We start from the raw sequence: 19,219 nt of genomic DNA, 5'->3' as shown, positions 1-19,219 counted from the left end.
TGAGCGAAGCGAGCCCCGCAGTCGCGAGCGAAAGGCAAGCACTGTGACCGACGTAGCCAAGCAGACCGACACCGTCACCCTCACCATCGACGGCGTCGAGGTCACCGCCCCCAAGGGGACCCTGCTCATCCGGGTCGCCGAGCAGATGGGCACCGAGATCCCCCGGTTCTGCGACCACCCGCTGCTGGCCCCGGCCGGCGCGTGCCGCCAGTGCCTGGTCGAGGTGGAGGGGCAGCGCAAGCCGGTCGCCTCCTGCACCCAGACCGTCGCCGACGGCATGGTCGTGCGTACGCAGCTCACCTCCCCGGTCGCCAAGAAGGCGCAGGAGGGGGTGATGGAGCTGCTGCTGCTCAACCACCCGCTGGACTGCCCGATGTGTGACAAGGGCGGCGAGTGCCCGCTGCAGAACCAGGCGATGTCCACCGGCCGCACCGACTCGCGCTTCCACGAGCACAAGCGGGAGTACGAGAAGCCGATGGCGATCAGCAGCCAGGTGCTGCTGGACCGCGAGCGTTGCGTGCTCTGCCAGCGGTGCACCCGGTTCTCCGAGGAGATCGCCGGCGACAAGTTCATCGACCTGATGGGCCGGTCGTCCGCCGAGGAGATCAACATCTACCGGGACGACGCGTACGGCGAGGAGGGCGACGCCGGTGATGTGCCGTTCAACTCCTACTTCTCCGGCAACACCGTGCAGATCTGCCCGGTGGGTGCGCTGACCGGCGCCCAGTACCGCTTCCGGGCCCGCCCGTTCGACCTGGTGTCCAGCCCGAGCGTCTGCGAGCACTGCTCCGCCGGCTGCGGGCAGCGCACCGACTGGCGGCGCGGCAAGGTGCTGCGCCGGCTGGCCGGCGACGAGCCGGAGGTCAACGAGGAGTGGAACTGCGACAAGGGCCGCTGGGGCTTCCAGTACACCCGCGCCACCGACCGGCTGACCAACCCGCTGGTCCGCGACGAGCGCACCGGTGAGCTGCGGGAGGCGTCCTGGAGTGAGGCGCTCACCGTGGCCGCCGAGGGGCTGCACGCGGCCCGCGAGGGTGGGCAGGGCGCGGCGGTGCTCACCGGCGGCCGACTGACCGTCGAGGACGCCTACGCGTACGCGAAGTTCGCCCGGGTGGCACTGAACACCAACGACATCGACTTCCGGGCCCGACCGGTCTCCCGCGAGGAGGCCGACTTCCTGGCCAGCTCGGTAGCCGGCGTCACCGACGTGACCTACACCGACGTGGAGAACGCGCCGGCGGTGGTGCTCGTCGGCCTGGAGCCGGAGGAAGAGTGCCCCATCCTCTTCCTGCGACTGCGCAAGGCGTACCTGAAGAAGACCCTGACGGTGTACGCGCTGGCGCCGTTCGCGACCCGCGGCCTGGAGAAGCTCGGCGCCAAGCTGGCGCGGGTGGTGCCCGGCGAGGAGGCCAGCGTGCTCGCCGAGCACGCCACGGTCGCCGAGGCGCTCAGCGCCCCGGGCGCGATCCTGATCGTCGGCGAGCGGCTGGCGAGCGTCCCCGGTGGGCTCTCCGCCGCGGCGAACGTGGCCCGGCGTACCGGCGCGAAGCTGGCCTGGGTGCCGCGACGCGCGGGTGACCGTGGCGCGGTCGACGCGGGCTGCCTGCCGAACCTGCTGCCCGGTGGCCGGCTGGTCACCGAGCCGGCCGCGCGGGCCGAGCTGGGCGAGGCGTGGGACATCCCGGCCGGGGTGATCCCGAGCCAGGCCGGTCGGGACACCGACCAGATCCTGGCGGCCGCGGCCAACGGCCAGCTCGGCGCCCTGGTGGTGGGCGGTGTCGACCCGGCCGACCTGGCGGACCCTCGGCTCGCCGAGGCCGCCCTGGACGCGGTGCCGTTCCTGGTCAGCCTGGAGCTGCGCGCCAGCGCGGTGACCCGGCGGGCGAACGTGGTGCTGCCGGTCGCGCCGGTGGTCGAGAAGGCCGGCAGCTTCCTGGACTGGGAGGGCCGGCTGCGTCCGTTCGAGGCGGTGCTGAACACCGCCGCGATGACCGACGGTCGGGTGCTCGACGCGCTGGCCGCGCTGCTCGACGTGCGGCTCGGCACCGCAGACGTGCCGAGTGTGCGTCGGGAGCTGGGCTCGCTGCCGGCCAGCCGTACGTCCCGGCCGGCTCCCCCGTCGGTGTCGCCGGGCGCGGTGCCCCACCCGGGCGCCGGGGAGGCCGTACTGGCCACCTGGCACCAGCTTGTCGACCTGGGCAGCCTGACCGACGGCGACGAGCACCTCGCCGGCACCGCCCGCCCGCCTGTCGTCCGGCTGGGCAAGGGAACCGCCGAGGCGCTCGGCGTGGCCGACGGCGACGCGGTCACCGTCGGTACCGACCGGGGCGCTCTCACCCTGCCGGCCGAGCTCACCGAGATGCCGGACGGCGTGGTCTGGTTGCCGACCAACTCTCCCGGTTCGACCGTGCGACGCAGCCTCGGGGCGACGTCCGGCGCGGTCGTCCGGATCTCCGTCCCCGCACCGAGCGCGGCCGTACCGGCCGGTCGGGTGGCGGCCGACGAGACCGGTCTGCCGGGTCCGCTCCTCAACACCGGGGGTGCCCAGTGAGTCCGTCAATCCTGGCCCAGGACCCGACGCTTGCCGACTTCGGCAGGGATCCGTGGTGGCTGGTCCTCGGCAAGATCGTCTTCGCGTTCGCGTTCGGTCTGCTGGCCACCCTGCTCGGTGTCTGGTTCGAGCGGCGCGTGGTGGGCTACATGCAGGTGCGGCCCGGCCCCAACCAGGTCGGCCCGTTCGGCCTGCTGCAGACCCTCGCCGACGGCCTGAAGATGGCCTTCAAGGAGGACATCCTGCCGAAGGCGGCCGACAAGGTCGTCTACTTCTTCGCGCCGACCATCTCGGTGATCTGCGCTGTCACCGCGCTGTCGGTGGTGCCGTTCGGCCCGATGGTGAGCATCGCCGGTCACCACACGCCGTTGCAGGTCACCGACGTGCCGGTGGCGGTGCTGCTGCTGCTGGCCTGCTCCTCGATGGGCGTCTACGGCATCGTGCTGGGCGGCTGGGCCTCCGGCTCGACGTACCCGCTCCTGGGCGGTCTGCGGTCCAGCGCCCAGATGATCTCCTACGAGGTCGCGATGGGGCTGAGCATCGTGGCGGTCTTCATGACCGCCGGCACGATGAGCACCAGCGGGATCGTCGCCGCTCAGGGCGACGCCACCCAGCTGACCGTCTTCGGCACCGAGATCCCGGCGCCGGGCTGGTACGCGATCCTGCTGCTGCCCAGCTTCATCATCTTCTTCATCGCCACGGTGGGTGAGACCAACCGGGCGCCGTTCGACCTGCCCGAGGCCGAGTCCGAGCTGGTCGCCGGCTTCATGACCGAGTACAGCTCGCTGAAGTTCGCGCTCTTCATGCTCAGCGAGTACGTCGCGATGGTGACCATGTCCGCGGTCACCACCACGCTGTTCCTCGGCGGCTGGCGGGCGCCGTGGCCGATCACCCTGTGGGAGGGCGCCAACTCCGGTTGGTGGCCGATGCTGTGGTTCTTCGGCAAGGTGATCGCACTGGTCTTCGTGTTCGTGTGGCTGCGCGGCACGCTGCCCCGGCTGCGCTACGACCAGTTCATGCGCTTCGGCTGGAAGGTGCTGCTGCCGATCAACCTGGTGTGGATCCTGGTCCTGTCGGGCCTGCGCTCCATCGAGGACTGGGACTCGCGCAGCAAGCTCATCGCGGTCGGCATCCCGGCCGGCGTGCTGCTGATCGCCACGCTGTTCTGGCCCAACCGCCGGCCGCAGCCCAAGCCGACCACGCAGGAACAGGTCAACAACCGGCCGTACGGGAGCTTCCCGCTGCCACCGATGGATCTACAGGTACCACCGAGCCCGCGTATCACGCGCGTGGTCGCCGAGCGGGAGCCGGCAAACATCGTCGCCGGCTCGGACTCCAGGGAGGTGTGACGTGGGCGCGATCACCGGAACGTTCAAGGGATTCGGTGTCACCTTCTCGCACATGTTCAGGAAGGTCGTCACGACCGACTACCCGTTCAAGCCGCCGGTGTCGGCGCCGCGCTACCACGGGCGGCACATCCTCAACCGGCACCCGGACGGGCTGGAGAAGTGCATCGGCTGCGAGCTGTGCGCCTGGGCCTGCCCGGCGGACGCCATCTACGTCGAGGGCGGCGACAACACCGACGAGCAGCGCTTCTCGCCTGGTGAGCGGTACGCCAGCACCTACCAGATCAACTACGCGCGGTGCATCTTCTGTGGGCTCTGCATCGAGGCCTGCCCGACCCGTTCGCTCACGATGAGCAACGAGTACGAGCTGGCCCGGGACAACCGGCAGGACCTGATCTTCACGAAGGAGCAGCTGCTCGCGCCGCTTCTCGAGGGCATGGAGCAGCCGCCGCACCCGATGCGCCTGGGCGACAGCGAGAAGGACTACTACGTCGGCGCGCTCGACAACCCGGGCACCTCCGCCGGTGCCGAGACGTCCCCGATGGGCCCCGGCCGCTACCAGGTCGAGGAGCACCCCGGTGTGACGTTCCCGGGTGCCGAGCAGGCCGCCCAGCGCGCGGCGGCCGGCAAGGGAGAGGGAGCATGACCACGTCTACGGTGCTGGCCGCGGCGGGCGGGGTGTCCGGCGGCGAGGAGGTCACCTTCTGGATCCTCGCGCCGCTCGCCCTGATCGGCGCGATCGGGATGGTGGCCGCCCGCAACGCCGTGCACTCGGCGCTCTGGCTGGTGCTCACCATGCTCTGCCTGGGCGTGTTCTACGTGCTCCAGGCCGGGCCGTTCATCGGCATGGTGCAGATCATCGTCTACACCGGCGCGATCATGATGCTCTTCCTGTTCGTGCTGATGCTTGTCGGCCGGGACTCCACGGACTCGCTGATCGAGACGCTGCGCGGCCAGCGGGTCGCCGCGATCGTGCTCGGCCTGGGCTTCGCCGGCCTGGTCGGCGGGGCGCTCTACCGGGCGCTGGAGGGCACCACCGCGGTCGGCCTGGAGCAGGCCAACGCGGAGGGCAACGTGCAGGGCATCGCCCGGCTGCTCTTCACCAAGTACGTCTTCGCGTTCGAGCTGACCTCGGCGCTGCTCATCACCGCGGCGGTCGGCGCCATGGTGCTCGCGCACATCGAGCGGCGCAAGCAGGACAAGATCGATCAGCCGTCGACCATGAAGGCCCGCTTCGCGCCGGGCAACTACCCCGGCCCCAAGCCGGGCCCCGGCGTCTTCGCGACCTCCTCCTCGGTGGCCACCCCGGCTCGGCTGCCGGACGGGCGGCTCACCGACCGGAGCACGCCGGACATCCTGCCGGTGCGGGAGCTGACCGCGCAGGAGACCACCCTGAAGGGGACGGACCAGTGAGCGCGAGGAGTGCAGCGAAGCGGAGCCCCGCAGTCGCGAACGAAAGGCGAGCCCAGTCATGACACCCGACTACTACCTGGTGTTGGCCGCGGTGCTGTTCACCATCGGCGCCGCCGGGGTGCTCGTCCGGCGCAACGCGATCGTGCTCTTCATGTGCGTGGAGCTGATGCTCAACGCGGCCAACCTGACCCTTGTCACCTTCAGCCGGATCAACGGTGACCTGAACGGCCAGATCATGGCGTTCTTCGTGATGGTGGTGGCCGCGGCCGAGGTCGTGGTCGGGCTCGCGATCATCATGTCGATCTTCCGTACTCGACGCTCCGCGAGCGTCGACGACGCCAATCTGCTCAAGTACTAAGGGGCAAGCAAGTGGAAGAGACTGTGCAGTACGCCGGTGCCACGGGCTTGCTCGGCAGCGTCTGGCTGCTGGTGGCGATCCCGCTGGTCAGCGCGGCCATCCTGCTGCTGCTCGGCCGTCGGGCCGACCGCTGGGGGCACTGGTTGGGCGTCGCCGCCATCGGTGCCGCTTTCGTGCTCGGCCTGGCCTTCTTCTTCCAGCTGCGTGGCCTGGAGAACAAGTCGGTCGAGCTGAGCCTCTGGGACTTCATCGCGGTCGGTGACCTCCGCGTCGACTTCGGCCTGTTGTTCGACCCGCTCGCCGCGGTCTTCGTGCTGCTGATCACCGGGGTGGGTTTCCTGATCCACCTGTACGCGGTGGAGTACATGGCGCACGACAGTGGCCGCCGCCGGTTCTTCGCGTACTTCAACCTGTTCGTGGCGGCCATGCTGCTGCTGGTGCTCGGCAACAACTACGTGATGCTGTACTTCGGCTGGGAGGGCGTCGGTCTGGCGTCGTACCTGCTGATCTCCTTCTGGTACGGACGGCCGAGCGCGGCCACCGCCGGTAAGAAGGCGTTCCTGATGAACCGGGTCGGCGACGCCGGTCTGGCCGTCGGCATCTTCATCATGTTCGCCACGCTTGGCACCACCCAGTACGACGAGGTGTTCACCGGCGTCGGCGGGCTGACCGCAACCACGGTGCTGGTGCTCGGCCTGCTGCTGCTGCTCGGCGCGGCAGGCAAGTCCGGCCAGTTCCCGCTCCAGGCGTGGCTGCCGGACGCCATGGAGGGCCCGACCCCGGTGTCGGCGCTCATCCACGCCGCGACCATGGTCACGGCGGGCGTCTACCTGATCGCCCGCTCCAACCCGATCTTCTCCGCGAACTCGACGCTCCAGCTCGTGGTGGTCAGCGTCGGCGCGCTCACCCTGCTGATGGGCTGCATCATCGGCGCGGCCAAGGACGACATCAAGCGGGTGCTCGCCTGGTCGACGGTGAGCCAGATCGGCTACATGTTCCTCGGCGTCGGTCTGGGCGGTGGGGCGTACGCGCTGGCCATCGTCCACCTGCTGGCGCACGGTTTCTTCAAGGCCAACATGTTCCTGGGCGCCGGCTCGGTCATGCACGGGATGAAGGACCAGGTGGACATCCGCCGGTTCGGTGGGCTGTCGAAGTACATGAAGGTCACCTGGTTGACCTTCATGATGGGCTGGCTGGCCATCATCGGCATGTTCCCGTTCTCCGGCTTCTTCTCCAAGGAGCCGATCATCGTGGCCGCCTTCGAGCGGGACGACTGGACCGCGTGGCTCTTCGGCGGCGCGGCGCTGCTCGGGGCCGGGCTGACCGCGTTCTACATGACGCGGCTGTTCGTGCTCACCTTCCACGGCCCGAAGCGGTGGACCGAGGACATCGAGCACCCGCACGAGTCGCCGAAGCTGATGACCATCCCGCTGATCCTGCTGGCGGTCGGCTCGGTGGGCGCCGGTTTCCTGCTCTCCACGTCCGTTCCGGACTGGCTGACGGCGACCGCCGGGCTGGGCAGCGAGCACGCGGAGCACGAGGCGGTCCTCTCGCACGCCGTGATCACCACGCTGTCGCTGCTGGTCACCGTGCTCGGCGCCGGGCTCGCCTGGTTCCTGTTCCGAGCCGGTACGGCCACCGCGCCGCAGCCGGCCGGGGTGCTGGTCACCGCCGCCCGACGCAACCTCTACACCGACGCGGTCAACGAAGCGGTCTTCGAGAAGCCGGGCATCTTCCTCACCAGGGCACTTGTCTTCCTCGACAACCGGGGCATCGACGGGTTGGTCAACGGGCTCGCCGCCGCGGTCGGCGGTGGATCGGGCCGGCTCCGGCGGATGCAGACCGGCTTCGTCCGCTCGTACGCCACCTCGATCCTGGCCGGCGCGCTGCTGGTGATGGCCGCGTTCCTGGCGGTGCAGGCGGGGTGGTTGGCGTGATCGACCTCTGCCCGGCCGCCCCCGCCGGCGGACTACGCATCCACGACGGAGGTAAGGCCGCATAATGTCCAACTTCCCGTTCCTCTCGGTGCTCACCGTGGCGCCGCTGGTGGGCGCCCTGGTGGTGGCCTTCCTGCCGCGTCACCGGCCGGAGCTGGCCAAGCAGGTGGCGTTCGCCTGGTCGCTGCTGGTGCTTGTGCTGTCGGTGGTGATGTGGGTCAGCTTCAACGCCGGCGGTGACCGGTTCCAGTTCCGCGAGTCGTACTCGTGGATCCCGAACTGGGGTGTCAGCTTCACCTTCGCCGCCGACGGCATCGCGCTTGTGATGCTGATGCTGATCGCGGTGCTGGTGCCGCTGGTGATCCTGGCGTCCTGGCACGACGCGGAGTCGTCGAAGCGGTCGGTGCCTGTCTACTTCGCGCTGCTGCTGGTCCTCGAATGCACGATGATCGGCGTCTTCGCGGCCGCCGACGTGTTCCTGTTCTACGTGTTCTTCGAGGTCATGCTGGTCCCGATGTACTTCCTCATCGGAAGCTACGGCGGCCACCAGCGGCAGTACGCGGCGGTGAAGTTCTTCCTCTACTCGCTTGTCGGCGGTCTGTTCATGCTGGCCGCGGTGATCGGCCTGTGGGTGGTCGGCGGGAAGACGTTCGACTGGCAGGCGCTGTCGCAGGTCGACATCAGCACCGGCACCGAGCGTTGGCTGTTCCTCGGGTTCTTCCTCGCGTTCGCCATCAAGGCGCCGTTCTTCCCGTTCCACACCTGGCTGCCGGACGCCGGTGGCGCCGCACCGGCGGGTGCCGCTGCTCTGCTGGTCGGCGTACTGGACAAGGTGGGCACGTTCGGCATCCTGCGCTACTGCCTGCCGCTGTTCCCCGAGGCGTCGAAGTGGTTCGCGCCGTGGGCGCTGGCGCTTGGCGTGATCGGCATCATCTACGCCGCGCTGCTGGCGGTCGGCCAGAACGACCTCAAGCGGCTGGTGTCGTACACCTCGATCGCGCACTTCGGTTTCATCGGGGTGGGCATCTTCGCGTTCACCACGCAGGCAGGCACGGGCGCGGTGCTCTACATGCTCAACCACGGCCTGGCCACCGGGCTGCTCTTCCTGGTGGTGGGCATGCTTATCGCCAGGCGGGGTTCGGCGCTGATCAGCGACTTCGGTGGGGCGGGCAAGCTGGTCCCGGTGCTCGCCGGGGTGCTGTTCTTCGCCGGTCTCGCCTCGCTCGCGCTTCCCGGCACCGCGCCGTTCATCTCCGAGTTCCTGGTGCTGATCGGCACGTTCACCGTGAACAAGCCTGTCGCGGTCATCGCGACGCTCGGCATCATCCTGGCCGCGGCGTACGTGCTGTGGATGGTGCAGCGCACCACGCAGGGCACGCTCAACCCGGCTCTCACCGAGGTCGACGGGATGCGCAAGGACCTCAACCTGCGCGAGAAGTTCGTGGTCGCCCCACTTATCGCGCTGATCGTGCTGCTCGGCTTCTATCCCAAGCCGGTCACTGACGTGATCAACCCTGCCGTCCAGGCGACCATGGACGACATCGGCAGAACCGACCCGGCACCGTCCGTGGGCGGCACCGTCCAGGAGGCGGCAAAGTGACCGAGTTGAAACTGCCGTCGCTTGACTACGCGGCGCTCGCCCCGATCCTGATCATGCTGGGCACCGCGTTGCTCGGTGTGCTTGTCGAGGCCTTCGTTCCCCGGCGTTCGCGGCACGTGGTGCAGCTGACGCTGGCCCTGCTGGCGGTGCTCGCCGCGCTGACCATGGTGGTCTTCAACGCCGACGACCGGATCATCACCGCTGGTCAGGCGCTCGCGGTGGACGGGCCGACGCTCTTCCTCCAAGGCGCGATCCTCGTGCTGGCCGCGATGGCGCTGCTGCTGATCGGTGACCGCTCGGTGGAGCGGGGTGGCGCGTTCGTCGCCCAGGCGGCCGTGACCGCCGAGTCGACCGACGACAGGCGGCAGGCCGAGGGGCGCAACGGGCTCACCGAGGTGTACCCGCTCACGACGTTCGCGATCGGCGGCATGCTGATCTTCGTGGCGGCGAACGACCTGCTGACCATGTTCATTGCCCTGGAGGTCTTCTCCCTGCCGCTGTACCTGCTCTGCGCGCTGGCCCGTCGCCGGCGTCTGCTGAGCCAGGAGGCGGCGATGAAGTACTTCCTGCTCGGCGCGTACGCCTCGGCGTTCTTCCTGTTCGGGGTGGCCCTGATCTACGGGTTCACCGCCGGGATGCCGGGTCGGACGGCGGGCGTCGACTTCGCCACCATCAACGCGGCGGTGACCGAGTCGCCGGCCAGCCCGGTGCTGCTCTTCGCCGGCATGGCGCTGCTCGCCATCGGTCTGCTCTTCAAGGCGGCGGCGGCCCCGTTCCACGTGTGGACGCCCGACGTCTACCAGGGCGCGCCGACCCCGGTCACCGGCTTCATGGCTGCCTGCACGAAGGTCGCCGCGTTCGGTGCGCTGCTGCGTGTCTTCCACGTCGCGTTCGTCGACGCCAGCTGGGACTTCACGCCGGTGCTCGGCGCGGTCGCGGTGCTGACCATGCTGGTCGGCGCGGTGCTCGCGGTCACCCAGACCGACATCAAGCGGCTGCTCGCGTACTCCTCGATCGCCAACGCCGGCTATCTGCTGGTCGGTGTGCTGGCGCCGAGCAAGGACGGGCTGTCCGGCACGATGTTCTACCTGGTCGCCTACGGGTTCTCGGTGCTTGCCGCGTTCGCCGTGGTGACGCTCGTGCGTGACGCGGACGGGGAGGCCACCCACCTGTCCCGGTGGGCCGGGCTGGGCCGGCGGTCGCCGTTCTTCGCCGCGCTGTTCACGTTCATCCTGCTGGCCTTCGCGGGTATCCCGCTGACCAGCGGCTTCACCAGCAAGTTCGCGATCTTCGGGCCGGCTCTGGAGGAGGGGCAGGCCTGGCTGGTGATCGCCGGCGTGCTGACCAGCATGGTGCTGGCGTTCCCGTACCTGCGGGTCGTGGTGATGATGTGGCTGTCCGAGCCGGGCGAGTCCACCCCGACCGTCACCGTGCCCGGTGGGCTCACCTCCGCCGCGCTGATGATCGGCGTACTGGCGACCCTGGTGCTCGGTGTCGCCCCGGCGCCGCTGCTCGATCTGGCCGCCGGAGCTGCCGAATTCGTACGATGACGCGAGTCTCGACGATCGGAGGCCGGTACGCGTGCGCGTGCCGGCCTCCGGTGCTATCCCCAACCCGGAGCAGGTAGAACGGGTGTGGCATGGTTGATGGCGTGGTGAATCCGGCTGGCGAGCGTTCAGGTGCCCCGGGCTCCGGCGGTCGTCGGGGTCGGGCGAGTACGAGTCAGTTCGGCGCGCTCGGCCTCCATCTCGCCGATCCCCGCGTCGAGGCGTCCGTGCTGGGTCTGCTCGACGCGGTGGAGGTCGAGCTGCGCGCCAGTGTGGCGAGCGCGGACCCCTTCGTCGAGGAGGCCGCCCGGCATCTGCTGGAGGCCGGCGGGAAGCGGTTCCGCCCCCTGCTGGTGGCGCTGGGCGCCCAGTTCGGCGATCCGAGCGGCCCGCAGGTCGTACCGGCCGCCGTGGTGATGGAACTCACGCACCTGGCGACGCTCTACCACGACGACGTGATGGACGAGGCGGCCGTCCGCCGGGGTGCGCCGAGTGCGAACTCCCGCTGGACCAACTCGGTGGCCATCCTGGTCGGCGACTATCTCTTCGCCCGCGCGGCGGACATCGCGGCCGATCTGGGCCCCGAGGCGGTCCGGTTGCAGGCGCGCACCTTCGCCCGCCTGGTGCACGGTCAGATCGCGGAGACGGTGGGCCCGCGCCCCGGGGACGACCCGGTCGCGCACTACCTGAGCGTCATCGCCGAGAAGACCGGCTCGCTGATCGCCACGTCGGTGCGGTTCGGCGGCATGTTCGGTGGTGCCCCCGCCGAGCAGGTCGAGGCCCTCGCCGGCTACGGCGAGACGATAGGCGTCGCGTTCCAGCTCACCGACGACCTGCTGGACATCGCGTCCGAGTCGGTGCAGTCCGGCAAGACTCCCGGGACGGACCTGCGGGAGGGCGTTCCGACGCTTCCGGTGCTGTACGCCCGTGCGGCTGACGACTCCGACGCCTCCTCGGTGCGTCTGCGGGAGATCCTGGCGACCGGCCCGCTCACCGACGACGCCCTGCACGCGGAGGCGTTGGGTCTGCTCCGGGAGAGCCCGGCGCTCAAGCGGGCACGGGAGACCGTACGCAGCTACGCCGAGGACGCCCGCGCCCGCCTGGCCCCGCTTCCGGCCGGCCCGTCGCGTCGTGCCCTCGAATCGCTCTGCGACTACATCGCCGACCGCACCAGCTGATCCTCGCTCCGGTCGTTTCCGGCGGCGGTCAGCAGCCGACTGCCGACGAGCATGAGGGCGGCGGCGAGCAGCATGGACACCGCCGCCGTGGACCACATCGTCGGGTAGCCGAGGTGGGCGGCGAGCGGGCCGAGGGTCAGCGGACCGAGGCAGCCGCCCGCGTACACACCGGTCTGGGTGATCGACGTGGCGGTGGCCGGCGCCTGCGGGTGTAGCCGTACCACCGCGAAGTTCATCAGTCCGGGCCACGCCCAGCCGAGGCCGAAGCCGAGCACCACGCCCGCGACCAGCGGCACCGCGCCGGTCAGCGCGAGCAGTCCCAGACCTACCGCGCCGACCACAAGCATCGCGGCGATCAGCGCCACGTGGCCGCTGGCGCGGCGGTCGGCCAGCCACCCGGCGCCCACCCGGGCCACCACGCAGACGGCGCTGCCCAGGGTCAGGGTGAGGCCGGCCAGGCCCGGGGACAGACCTCGGGCGGCGGCGGAGTCCACCAGGAACGTGCCGAGCGCGTTGGCGGCGGCGGCGGCCAGCGTGGCCGCCGCGCCGACGACCACCAGCGCCCCGGTGGCCCGGCCGGTGCGCCCGCCGCCGGCCCCGCGGGCGGGGCCGGGCTCCTGCCGGGGTACGAGCGGCAGCGTCGTCAGTGCCGCACCGGCGGCGACCACGAACGCCCAGCGCCAGCCGGCGGTCAGCGCGACGGTGGGCACCGCCGCGCCGGCCAGCAGTGTGGAGACCGGGATGGCCGCCTGCTTGACGCCGAACGACAGGCCCTGCCGGCGGGCCGGGACGTGCTGGGCGAGGGCCGCGTTGCTGGCCAGCTGGCCGAGGGCGTTCGCGGCGGCGCTGAGTGCCAGCAACCCCACAAGCACCGGGTACGACCGGGCGAGAGCCGCCACGGCCAGCATCGAGCCGGCGGCCAGCAGGATGCCGCAGCGGGCCACCACCGCCGGTCCGTACCGTTCGACCAGCCGACCCGAGGGCACCGACGCGAGGGCGCTGACACCGAAGTAGACGGCCACTGCCACGCCCAGGCCGGCAGGGGAGAAGCCGACGTCGGCACCCATCTGCACGGCGAGGCCGCCGAGCAGGAAGACGGGCAGCACGCAGGCCACTGTCGTGGCGACGGCACCGGTGCTCGCCCGGACGGGTCGCGGGCGGGCGGAGGTCGGGGTGAGGACTGTGTCGTTCATCGTCCGGCAAACCTACGCGAGAGGTGTTCAAAGCACTCCTCGTGACCGTCAGGGCACAACGTGTGGATGGTGATCTGGCATCCTCGACCCGAACAGGCATTTCGCACCGGGCCTGTATTTCATATGGTGTAAGTCCCCGGCGGCGGAGGTGGTTGTGCGCGACCCCTTGGCAGAACCTTCGGACCTGATCCGCAGCGTCTCCAGAGCCCTGCGGGTGCTGGAGTCGGTCGGTCGCGCCCCGAAGGGCCTGACCGTCAAGCAGATCGCACGGCGGTGCGAGCTGACCGTTGCCACCACCTACCACCTGGTGCGCACCCTGGCGTACGAGGGCTACGTGATCCGTCGCGAGGACGGCACGTACATCGTGGGGTTGGAGGTGGCCGACCGCTACCGCGAGCTGGTGACCGCGTTCCGGGGGCCACCGGCGGTCGGTGAGGCGCTGCGCCGCGCAGCCCTGGACACCGGCTACAGCCACTACCTGGGCCGTTTCGTCGGCGGTCAGGTGGCCATCACGGCGGTCGCCGAGGGGCACCGGTCGCCCTACCTGGAGGACCTGGTCCCCGGGTTCGACGAGGGGGCACACGCCACGGCCCTCGGCAAGGCGCTGCTCGCCACCCTCACCGCCGACCAGCGCTTCCGCTACCTGCGGGAGTACGGCATGCGGCCGTTCACGAACGCCACCCTGACGAGTAACGAGACGTTCGAGGCCGACCTGGCCGCCGGCGACCGGCGGGGGATGCAGCTGGAGCTGGGGCAGTTCCGTCAGGGTGTGGCGTGCGCGGCGGTGCTCGTCGCGCCGGACAAGGACATGGAACGCCGCGTGGTGCTGGCGTGCGCGTTGCCGGCCAGCGAGATGATGACGTCGGCCCGGGTGGTACGCGCCAAGCTGCTCACGGTGGCCCGCAGCGTCGCCGACGGCATCGCCGCCGACCACTGACCCGTACGACGCCGAGGGGCCCCCTCCCGGGCGGGGAGAGAGCCCCTCGGGGCGGTCCAGGGCCGGACCGCCTGAGCAACGTCAGCTGCCCACCGGGCCGCCGTCGAGGCGCCACGTGACCACCACGCCCGGCTTGGCGTAGTCGCCGTCCGGCCAGTTCGACGCCGGGTTCTCCACCGAGGCGCCGGTGATCTCACCCGGGTGCTGTACGGCCACGAACACCGAGCGGTTGTCGCCGGTGATGAACGGGCCGCAGGTCTCCGCACCGATCGGCACGGTCAGGAACTGCTTGAGGTGACCTCGCTCCGGGCCCTCCACGGCTGTCGCGAACAGACCGTCGTTGCTGCCCAACGCGTTGCCGTCGGTGGAGATCCACAGGTTGCCCGTGGCGTCGAAGGCGACGTTGTCCGGGCAGGAGATCGGGGAGACCCTCGTCTTGTCGTACCCGGCGAAGAACGTCGACGGGTCGGTCGGGTCGCCGCAGACGATCGGCAGCGACCAGGCGAACGTCTCCGCCGTGTTGTCGTTGCGGTCCTCGACCAGCTCGAGGATCTGCCCGTGCTTGTTGGCGTTGCGCGGGTTGGCCTCGTCGGCAGCGGCCTTGCCGGCCTTGCCGCGGTCGGTGTTGTTGGTGAGCGCCACGTACACCTTGCCGGTGAGGTGGCTCGGCTCGACGTCCTCGGGGCGGTCCATCTTGGTCGCGCCGACCTTGTCGCCAGCGAGCCGGGTGAAGGTGAGCACGTCGGCGGCGGTCATCCCGTCGACGAACGACCGGTTGCCGCTGACCAGCTTGATCCAGCGGCCCCGGCCGTTGAACGCGCCGTCGCCGGGCAGCGCGCCCGAGCCGTCGATCTCGCCGGCGCTGGTCTGCTCCAGCTGCGCCACGTAGAGCGTGCCGGACTCCAGCAGTGTCAGGTTGTGCTGCCGGGCCGCCCAGGAGTTGCCCTTCAGGAACTTCTTGTCCGAGACGAACTTGTACAGGTAGTCGAACCGCTCGTCGTCGCCCATGTACGCGACCACGTGCCCGTCCCGGGCGACGATCACGTTCGCGCCCTCGTGCTTGAACCGGCCCATCGCGGTGTGCTTGCGGGGGCGGCTCTCCGGGTCGAACGGGTCGATCTCGACGATCCACCCGAAGCGGTGCGCCTCGTTGGGGTGCCGGGCCAGGTCGAAGCGCTCGTCCGCCCGCTCCCACCTGCGGCTGCCGCTGGGGTAGCGGCTCGCGGTGCTGATGCCGTACCGGTCCAGCTTCGGCTTCAGCTCGGCGGGCGCGGCGTCGGCGCCGACGAAGTACTGGTTGAAGTTCTCCTCCCCGGAGAGCACCGTCCCCCACGGGGTCACGCCCCCCGCGCAGTTGTTGAGCGTCCCGACGACAGTACGACCCCTGGGGTCGGCGGCGGTCTTGAGCCACACGGAGCCGGCGGCCGGACCGGTCAGGTCGAACCTGGTTCCCAGCGCCGTGACCCGCCGGTTGTACGGCCGGCGACCGCTGTCGACCGGCTTCCACTGCCCGGTGCCGCCGACCCGCTCCACCTCCACCACCGACATGCCGTGCGCCGCCATGGCGGTGCGCAGCTGCTCCACGGACAGCCCGTCGAGGCCCGGGAAGCCCGGGAACATCAGGTCCTCGTTCGTGTACTCGTGGTTGACCACGAGCAGCGCCCGCCTGCCCTGCTTGTCCAGCGGCAGCACGCCCACGAAGTCGTTGTTGTAGCCGAACTGCCGGGACTGGGCGGCGGCGCTCTGGTGGTGCACGTCGAACGCCGGAGCGCCGGGCAGCACCGGGTCACCCCACCTGATCACCACGGCGTGGTCGTAGCCGTTCGGTACGACCAGGCTGTCCAACCTGTTCGGCGGGATCGGCTTGAACGTCAGCGCGCCGTTGCCCACACCGGTGCTCGGCCGGCCGAAGCCGAAGGCGTCCGGGACGTCCGGCGTGGTGGGAGCCGCCACGGCGGGGGCCGCGCCGGCCGCCGCGCCCCCGAAGCCGAGGACAAGCGCGCCTACCGCACCGGCACGGACCACGCCGCGCCGCGAGACCTCCGTGTTCACCACGTCCCCGAAGTACGCGTTGTCGGAGGTGTTCGGCACCGGGTGGTCGCAGGCGTTTCCGCACCGGTACAGGCAGGTCATGGCGTCGCGGGTGCCGTGGCGGGTGCCGGTCAACAGGGGAAGCAGCCGGGGGCGGTCGCTCATGGGAGAAGCCTCCAGGGAGTCGGTGGCACGACAGGCGGCGTACCAGCCGGACGCTAGGAGGACGCGGTGAGCGCTCGCCGGCTGCGATGTGAACCGGGCGTGAACACCTCTCCGGTCGGGTATCGACCCGCAGCCGGTCTGACCTCGGGCTGAACCGAAAGGCGTCACCGCACGTATTCCCGGGCGGACGCACAGCCGGACGCGCGCCGGAAGCGAGGAGACCGCCATCAGCGACCATGACGCCCAACTGCTGCGCGCGCTGCACGACGAGCACGCGGAGGCGCTGTACGTACATGCCCTGCGGCTGGTCAACGGCGACCGGCAGCGTGCCGAGGACCTGGTGCAGGAGACGCTGCTGCGGGCCTGGCGGCACCCGGAATCCCTGGACCCCCGCCGGGGTTCGGTGCGGGCGTGGCTCTTCACCACCGCCCGCAACCTGGCCATCGACGCCTGGCGTCGCCGATCCACGCGGGTCGGCGAGGTGTTCACCGACGAGATGCCGGAGCCACCCGAGGTCGTCGACGAGGCCGAACGCGCGGTGGAGGCGTGGACCGTCGCCGAGGCGTTGAACCGGCTCAGCCCGACCCACCGGGAGGTGCTCATCGAGTGCTTCTACCAGGGACGGTCGGTGGCCGAGGCGGCGTCGCGGCTGGGCGTGCCACCGGGCACCGTCAAGTCCCGCACCCACTACGCGCTGCGGTCACTACGGTTGGTCCTGGCTGAGATGGGAGTGACGGGATGACCCGGTGCGAGTTCGCGCACGACGACGGCGCGTACGTGCTGGGCGCACTCGCCCCCGCCGAGCGGGCCGCCTACGAGCGGCACCTCTCCGGCTGCGCCGAGTGCCGCGACGCGGTGGCCGAGATCGCCGTCCTACCCGGACTGCTCGGCCGCCTCGACCCGTCCGGCCTGGAACAGTTCCTTCCGCCCCCGACCCCACCCCGGGTGCCCGCGCTGCTCGATGAGGCCCGCGCCCGCCGGCGCCGCGAGCGGTGGTCCAACCGCCGGGGGTACGCCGTGACGGGGCTCGTCGCCGCCGCGATGGCGCTGGTGGTGGGCGTCGGCACGGTTACGGCGTTGCGGGGCGGGCCGAGCTCTCCGGTCACTCCGAACGCGGTGGGGACACCTGGCGTACGGGTCTCGATGGTCGCCATGCGGCCGGTGGCCACGGCCGGGCCGGTGCACGCCGAGGTCGGGCTCAACAGCACGAAGTGGGGCACCGAAGTGACCATGCGCTGCGGGTACGACCCACGGACGAGTTACGGCAAGGCGTACCCGTTCCGGCTGGTGGCGCACGGCCCGAACGGCGCCAGTGAACAGATCGGCTCCTGGCTCGCCGCGCCGGGCGACAGCCTCCAGTTCACCGGTGCCACCAGGTTCACCGACGCGGAGCTGGTGAGCGTCGAGCTCCAGCGGGCCGACGGCACCCCCCTGCTGACCTACGACGTCCCCTGACCCCGGCACCACGCCCCGTGGTGGGGGTGGGGTCAGGAGGTCGGGACGGGGGCGGCGGTGGAGACGCGGGCGGCCTGACGGGCCTGGCGGGTGTGACGGATCGCGTCGGCGGTGAAGACCACAAGGGCGAGCCAGACCAGCGCGAAGCCGGCGAGCCGGGCCGGCGGCATCGGCTCGTGGAAGATGAGCACACCGCAGGCGAGCTGGAGGATCGGCGCCAGGTACTGGATCATGCCGAGGCCGGTCAGTGGCAGCCGGTTCGCGGCACCGGCGAAGAGAAGCAGCGGGATCGCGGTGGCCGCGCCGGCCAGCACCAGCAGCGCCGTGTGCCCGGCCGAGACGTGCCCGAAGGCCATCCCACCACGGTAGGACAGCCAGATGAGGTAGCCGAGTGCGGGCAGCGCCAGCACGGCCGACTCGACGAACAGTCCCTCGGCGGCAGGCAGCCCGAGCCGCTTCTTGATCAGGCCGTACCCGGCGAAGCTGAACGCCAGGGTCAGCGCCAGCCAGGGCAGGCGGCCGTAGTCCACGGCGAGCACCGCCACGGCCGACCCGCCGATGCCCAGCGCCACCCACTGCCCCGGGCGCAGCCGCTCCCGCAGCACCGTCACCCCGAGCAGCACCACCACGAGGGGGTTGATGAAGTAACCGAGCGCGGTCTCCACCACCCGGTCGGAGCTGACCCCGTAGATGTAGGTGCCCCAGTTGACAGCGATCAGCGCGGCGGCGGCGACGATCCCGGCTAGCGCCCAGCCCCGGCGCAGCAGCGCCCGCAGGAAACCGATGTTGCGCAGCGCGCCCAGCAGCAGCGCCACGAAGAGCACCGACCAGACGATCCGGTGGGCCAGGATCTCCAGCGGGCCGGCCGGTCGCAGCAACTTGAAGTAGAGCGGGAAGAAACCCCAGAGCAGGTACGCGCCGATGCCGTAGAGGTATCCCAGGCGGAGTGGCGTCACGACTCCACCGTAAGGGGTCCAGCTGCTCTCTGTTCCTTTCCGGTGATGGGGGTCACCGGCGGCCGCTGGTCGAGATTCATCCACCGCTCCGGAGCGCCGAGCGGCGTGAAGCCCACCCGTGCGTACACCTCGTGGGCGTCGTTTGTGGCCAGCAGGATCCGGCGTACGCCCAGCTCGGCCAGGTGGTCGCGGACCGCGGTGGCGAGCCAGCCGCCCAGGCCGTCGCCCCGGGAGGCGCGGTCGACGTACACGTCGCAGAGCCAGGCGAAGGTGGCGCGGTCGGTGACCACCCGGGCCACCGCGACCTGACGGCCGTCCCCGGGCCGGTAGACGCCGAACGGCAGGGAGCCCGCGAACGCCCGCTCGACAGTCGCCCGGTCCCGCCCCACCGCCCAGTACGCGTCGGTGGACAACCAGTGGTGCACCAGGCTCAGGTCGAGCCGGGCCGGGTCGGTGCTGAGCAGGTGGCCGTCGGCGCGGGTCTGTGAGAACACCAGGCGACGCTAGCCGCCACGATGGGCGCGGCCGCCGGCCAATTCCCGAACTCTGGTC

General features: G+C 70.8%; 16 protein-coding genes. 12 read left to right on the top strand and 4 right to left on the bottom strand.

Going from position 1 to position 19,219, the window contains the following annotated elements; translation table 11 throughout:
• Positions 1 to 43 precede the first annotated feature (43 nt).
• The 9 genes from ACZ6N8_RS04775 (at position 44) to ACZ6N8_RS04735 (ending at position 11,930) form a co-directional block, all read left to right on the top strand.
• Positions 44 to 2,551: an NADH-quinone oxidoreductase subunit G gene (locus ACZ6N8_RS04775; protein ID WP_466007561.1), complete on the top strand. Its 2,508-nt coding sequence runs from the start codon at positions 44 to 46 to the stop codon at positions 2,549 to 2,551.
• Positions 2,548 to 3,900 (top strand): NADH-quinone oxidoreductase subunit NuoH, encoded by a 1,353-nt coding sequence (nuoH, locus tag ACZ6N8_RS04770; RefSeq protein WP_466007559.1) that lies wholly within the window; start codon positions 2,548 to 2,550, stop codon positions 3,898 to 3,900. Before ACZ6N8_RS04775 ends, nuoH begins: the two co-directional genes overlap by 4 nt.
• 1 nt (position 3,901) lies before the next feature.
• Positions 3,902 to 4,543, top strand: a complete 642-nt coding sequence (gene nuoI, locus ACZ6N8_RS04765; protein WP_007454597.1) for an NADH-quinone oxidoreductase subunit NuoI — start codon at positions 3,902 to 3,904, stop codon at positions 4,541 to 4,543.
• Complete coding sequence (locus ACZ6N8_RS04760; RefSeq protein WP_364369210.1) at positions 4,540 to 5,310, top strand: NADH-quinone oxidoreductase subunit J; 771 nt, start codon at positions 4,540 to 4,542, stop codon at positions 5,308 to 5,310. Before nuoI ends, ACZ6N8_RS04760 begins: the two co-directional genes overlap by 4 nt.
• 58 nt (positions 5,311 to 5,368) lie before the next feature.
• Positions 5,369 to 5,668 carry an NADH-quinone oxidoreductase subunit NuoK gene (gene nuoK / locus ACZ6N8_RS04755; RefSeq protein WP_030486270.1) on the top strand — a complete coding sequence of 100 codons (300 nt, stop codon included), beginning with the start codon at positions 5,369 to 5,371 and terminating at the stop codon, positions 5,666 to 5,668.
• Between the two features lie 11 nt (positions 5,669 to 5,679).
• Entirely contained in the window at positions 5,680 to 7,605 is a 1,926-nt protein-coding gene (gene nuoL, locus ACZ6N8_RS04750; protein ID WP_466007556.1) for an NADH-quinone oxidoreductase subunit L, read from the top strand.
• A gap of 64 nt (positions 7,606 to 7,669) precedes the next feature.
• Entirely contained in the window at positions 7,670 to 9,205 is a 1,536-nt protein-coding gene (locus ACZ6N8_RS04745) for an NADH-quinone oxidoreductase subunit M (protein WP_364369203.1), read from the top strand.
• Positions 9,202 to 10,755, top strand: a complete 1,554-nt coding sequence (gene nuoN, locus ACZ6N8_RS04740) for an NADH-quinone oxidoreductase subunit NuoN (RefSeq protein WP_466007554.1) — start codon at positions 9,202 to 9,204, stop codon at positions 10,753 to 10,755. The genes ACZ6N8_RS04745 and nuoN overlap by 4 nt, the downstream gene beginning before the upstream one ends.
• Before the next feature lie 89 nt (positions 10,756 to 10,844).
• On the top strand, positions 10,845 to 11,930 hold the full coding sequence (locus ACZ6N8_RS04735) for a polyprenyl synthetase family protein (protein ID WP_466007552.1): 1,086 nt from the start codon (positions 10,845 to 10,847) through the stop codon (positions 11,928 to 11,930).
• Here ACZ6N8_RS04735 and ACZ6N8_RS04730 read toward each other — a convergent pair.
• A complete protein-coding gene (locus ACZ6N8_RS04730; protein WP_466007551.1) occupies positions 11,906 to 13,123 on the bottom strand; it encodes an MFS transporter in 1,218 nt (405 codons plus the stop codon). The two genes, ACZ6N8_RS04735 and ACZ6N8_RS04730, sit on opposite strands and share 25 nt — an antisense overlap.
• A gap of 154 nt (positions 13,124 to 13,277) precedes the next feature.
• Here ACZ6N8_RS04730 and ACZ6N8_RS04725 point away from each other — a divergent pair, with 154 nt between their 5' ends.
• Positions 13,278 to 14,060 carry an IclR family transcriptional regulator gene (locus tag ACZ6N8_RS04725; protein ID WP_387116339.1) on the top strand — a complete coding sequence of 261 codons (783 nt, stop codon included), beginning with the start codon at positions 13,278 to 13,280 and terminating at the stop codon, positions 14,058 to 14,060.
• An 81-nt stretch (positions 14,061 to 14,141) separates the two neighbouring features.
• Here the strand turns inward: ACZ6N8_RS04725 and ACZ6N8_RS04720 are convergent, their stop codons facing one another.
• Positions 14,142 to 16,256, bottom strand: a complete 2,115-nt coding sequence (locus ACZ6N8_RS04720) for a PhoX family protein (RefSeq protein ID WP_466007548.1) — start codon at positions 16,254 to 16,256, stop codon at positions 14,142 to 14,144.
• A 226-nt stretch (positions 16,257 to 16,482) separates the two neighbouring features.
• Between ACZ6N8_RS04720 and ACZ6N8_RS04715 the strand changes: the two genes are divergently transcribed.
• Positions 16,483 to 16,998, top strand: a complete 516-nt coding sequence (locus ACZ6N8_RS04715) for a sigma-70 family RNA polymerase sigma factor (RefSeq protein WP_357990566.1) — start codon at positions 16,483 to 16,485, stop codon at positions 16,996 to 16,998.
• Positions 16,995 to 17,711 carry an anti-sigma factor family protein gene (locus ACZ6N8_RS04710; RefSeq protein ID WP_364369188.1) on the top strand — a complete coding sequence of 239 codons (717 nt, stop codon included), beginning with the start codon at positions 16,995 to 16,997 and terminating at the stop codon, positions 17,709 to 17,711. The genes ACZ6N8_RS04715 and ACZ6N8_RS04710 overlap by 4 nt, the downstream gene beginning before the upstream one ends.
• Positions 17,712 to 17,743: 32 nt before the next feature.
• Here the strand turns inward: ACZ6N8_RS04710 and rarD are convergent, their stop codons facing one another.
• Positions 17,744 to 18,667, bottom strand: coding sequence for an EamA family transporter RarD (gene rarD / locus ACZ6N8_RS04705; protein ID WP_466007546.1), 924 nt, complete (start codon positions 18,665 to 18,667; stop codon positions 17,744 to 17,746).
• On the bottom strand, positions 18,664 to 19,161 hold the full coding sequence (locus ACZ6N8_RS04700) for a GNAT family N-acetyltransferase (RefSeq protein WP_466007544.1): 498 nt from the start codon (positions 19,159 to 19,161) through the stop codon (positions 18,664 to 18,666). Before ACZ6N8_RS04700 ends, rarD begins: the two co-directional genes overlap by 4 nt.
• Positions 19,162 to 19,219 lie beyond the last annotated feature (58 nt).

It is taken from the genome of Micromonospora sp. NPDC047521 (assembly GCF_055587305.1).
The sequence above is the reverse complement of the archived record's forward strand: the minus strand, read 5'-3'. Positions and strand labels throughout refer to the sequence as shown.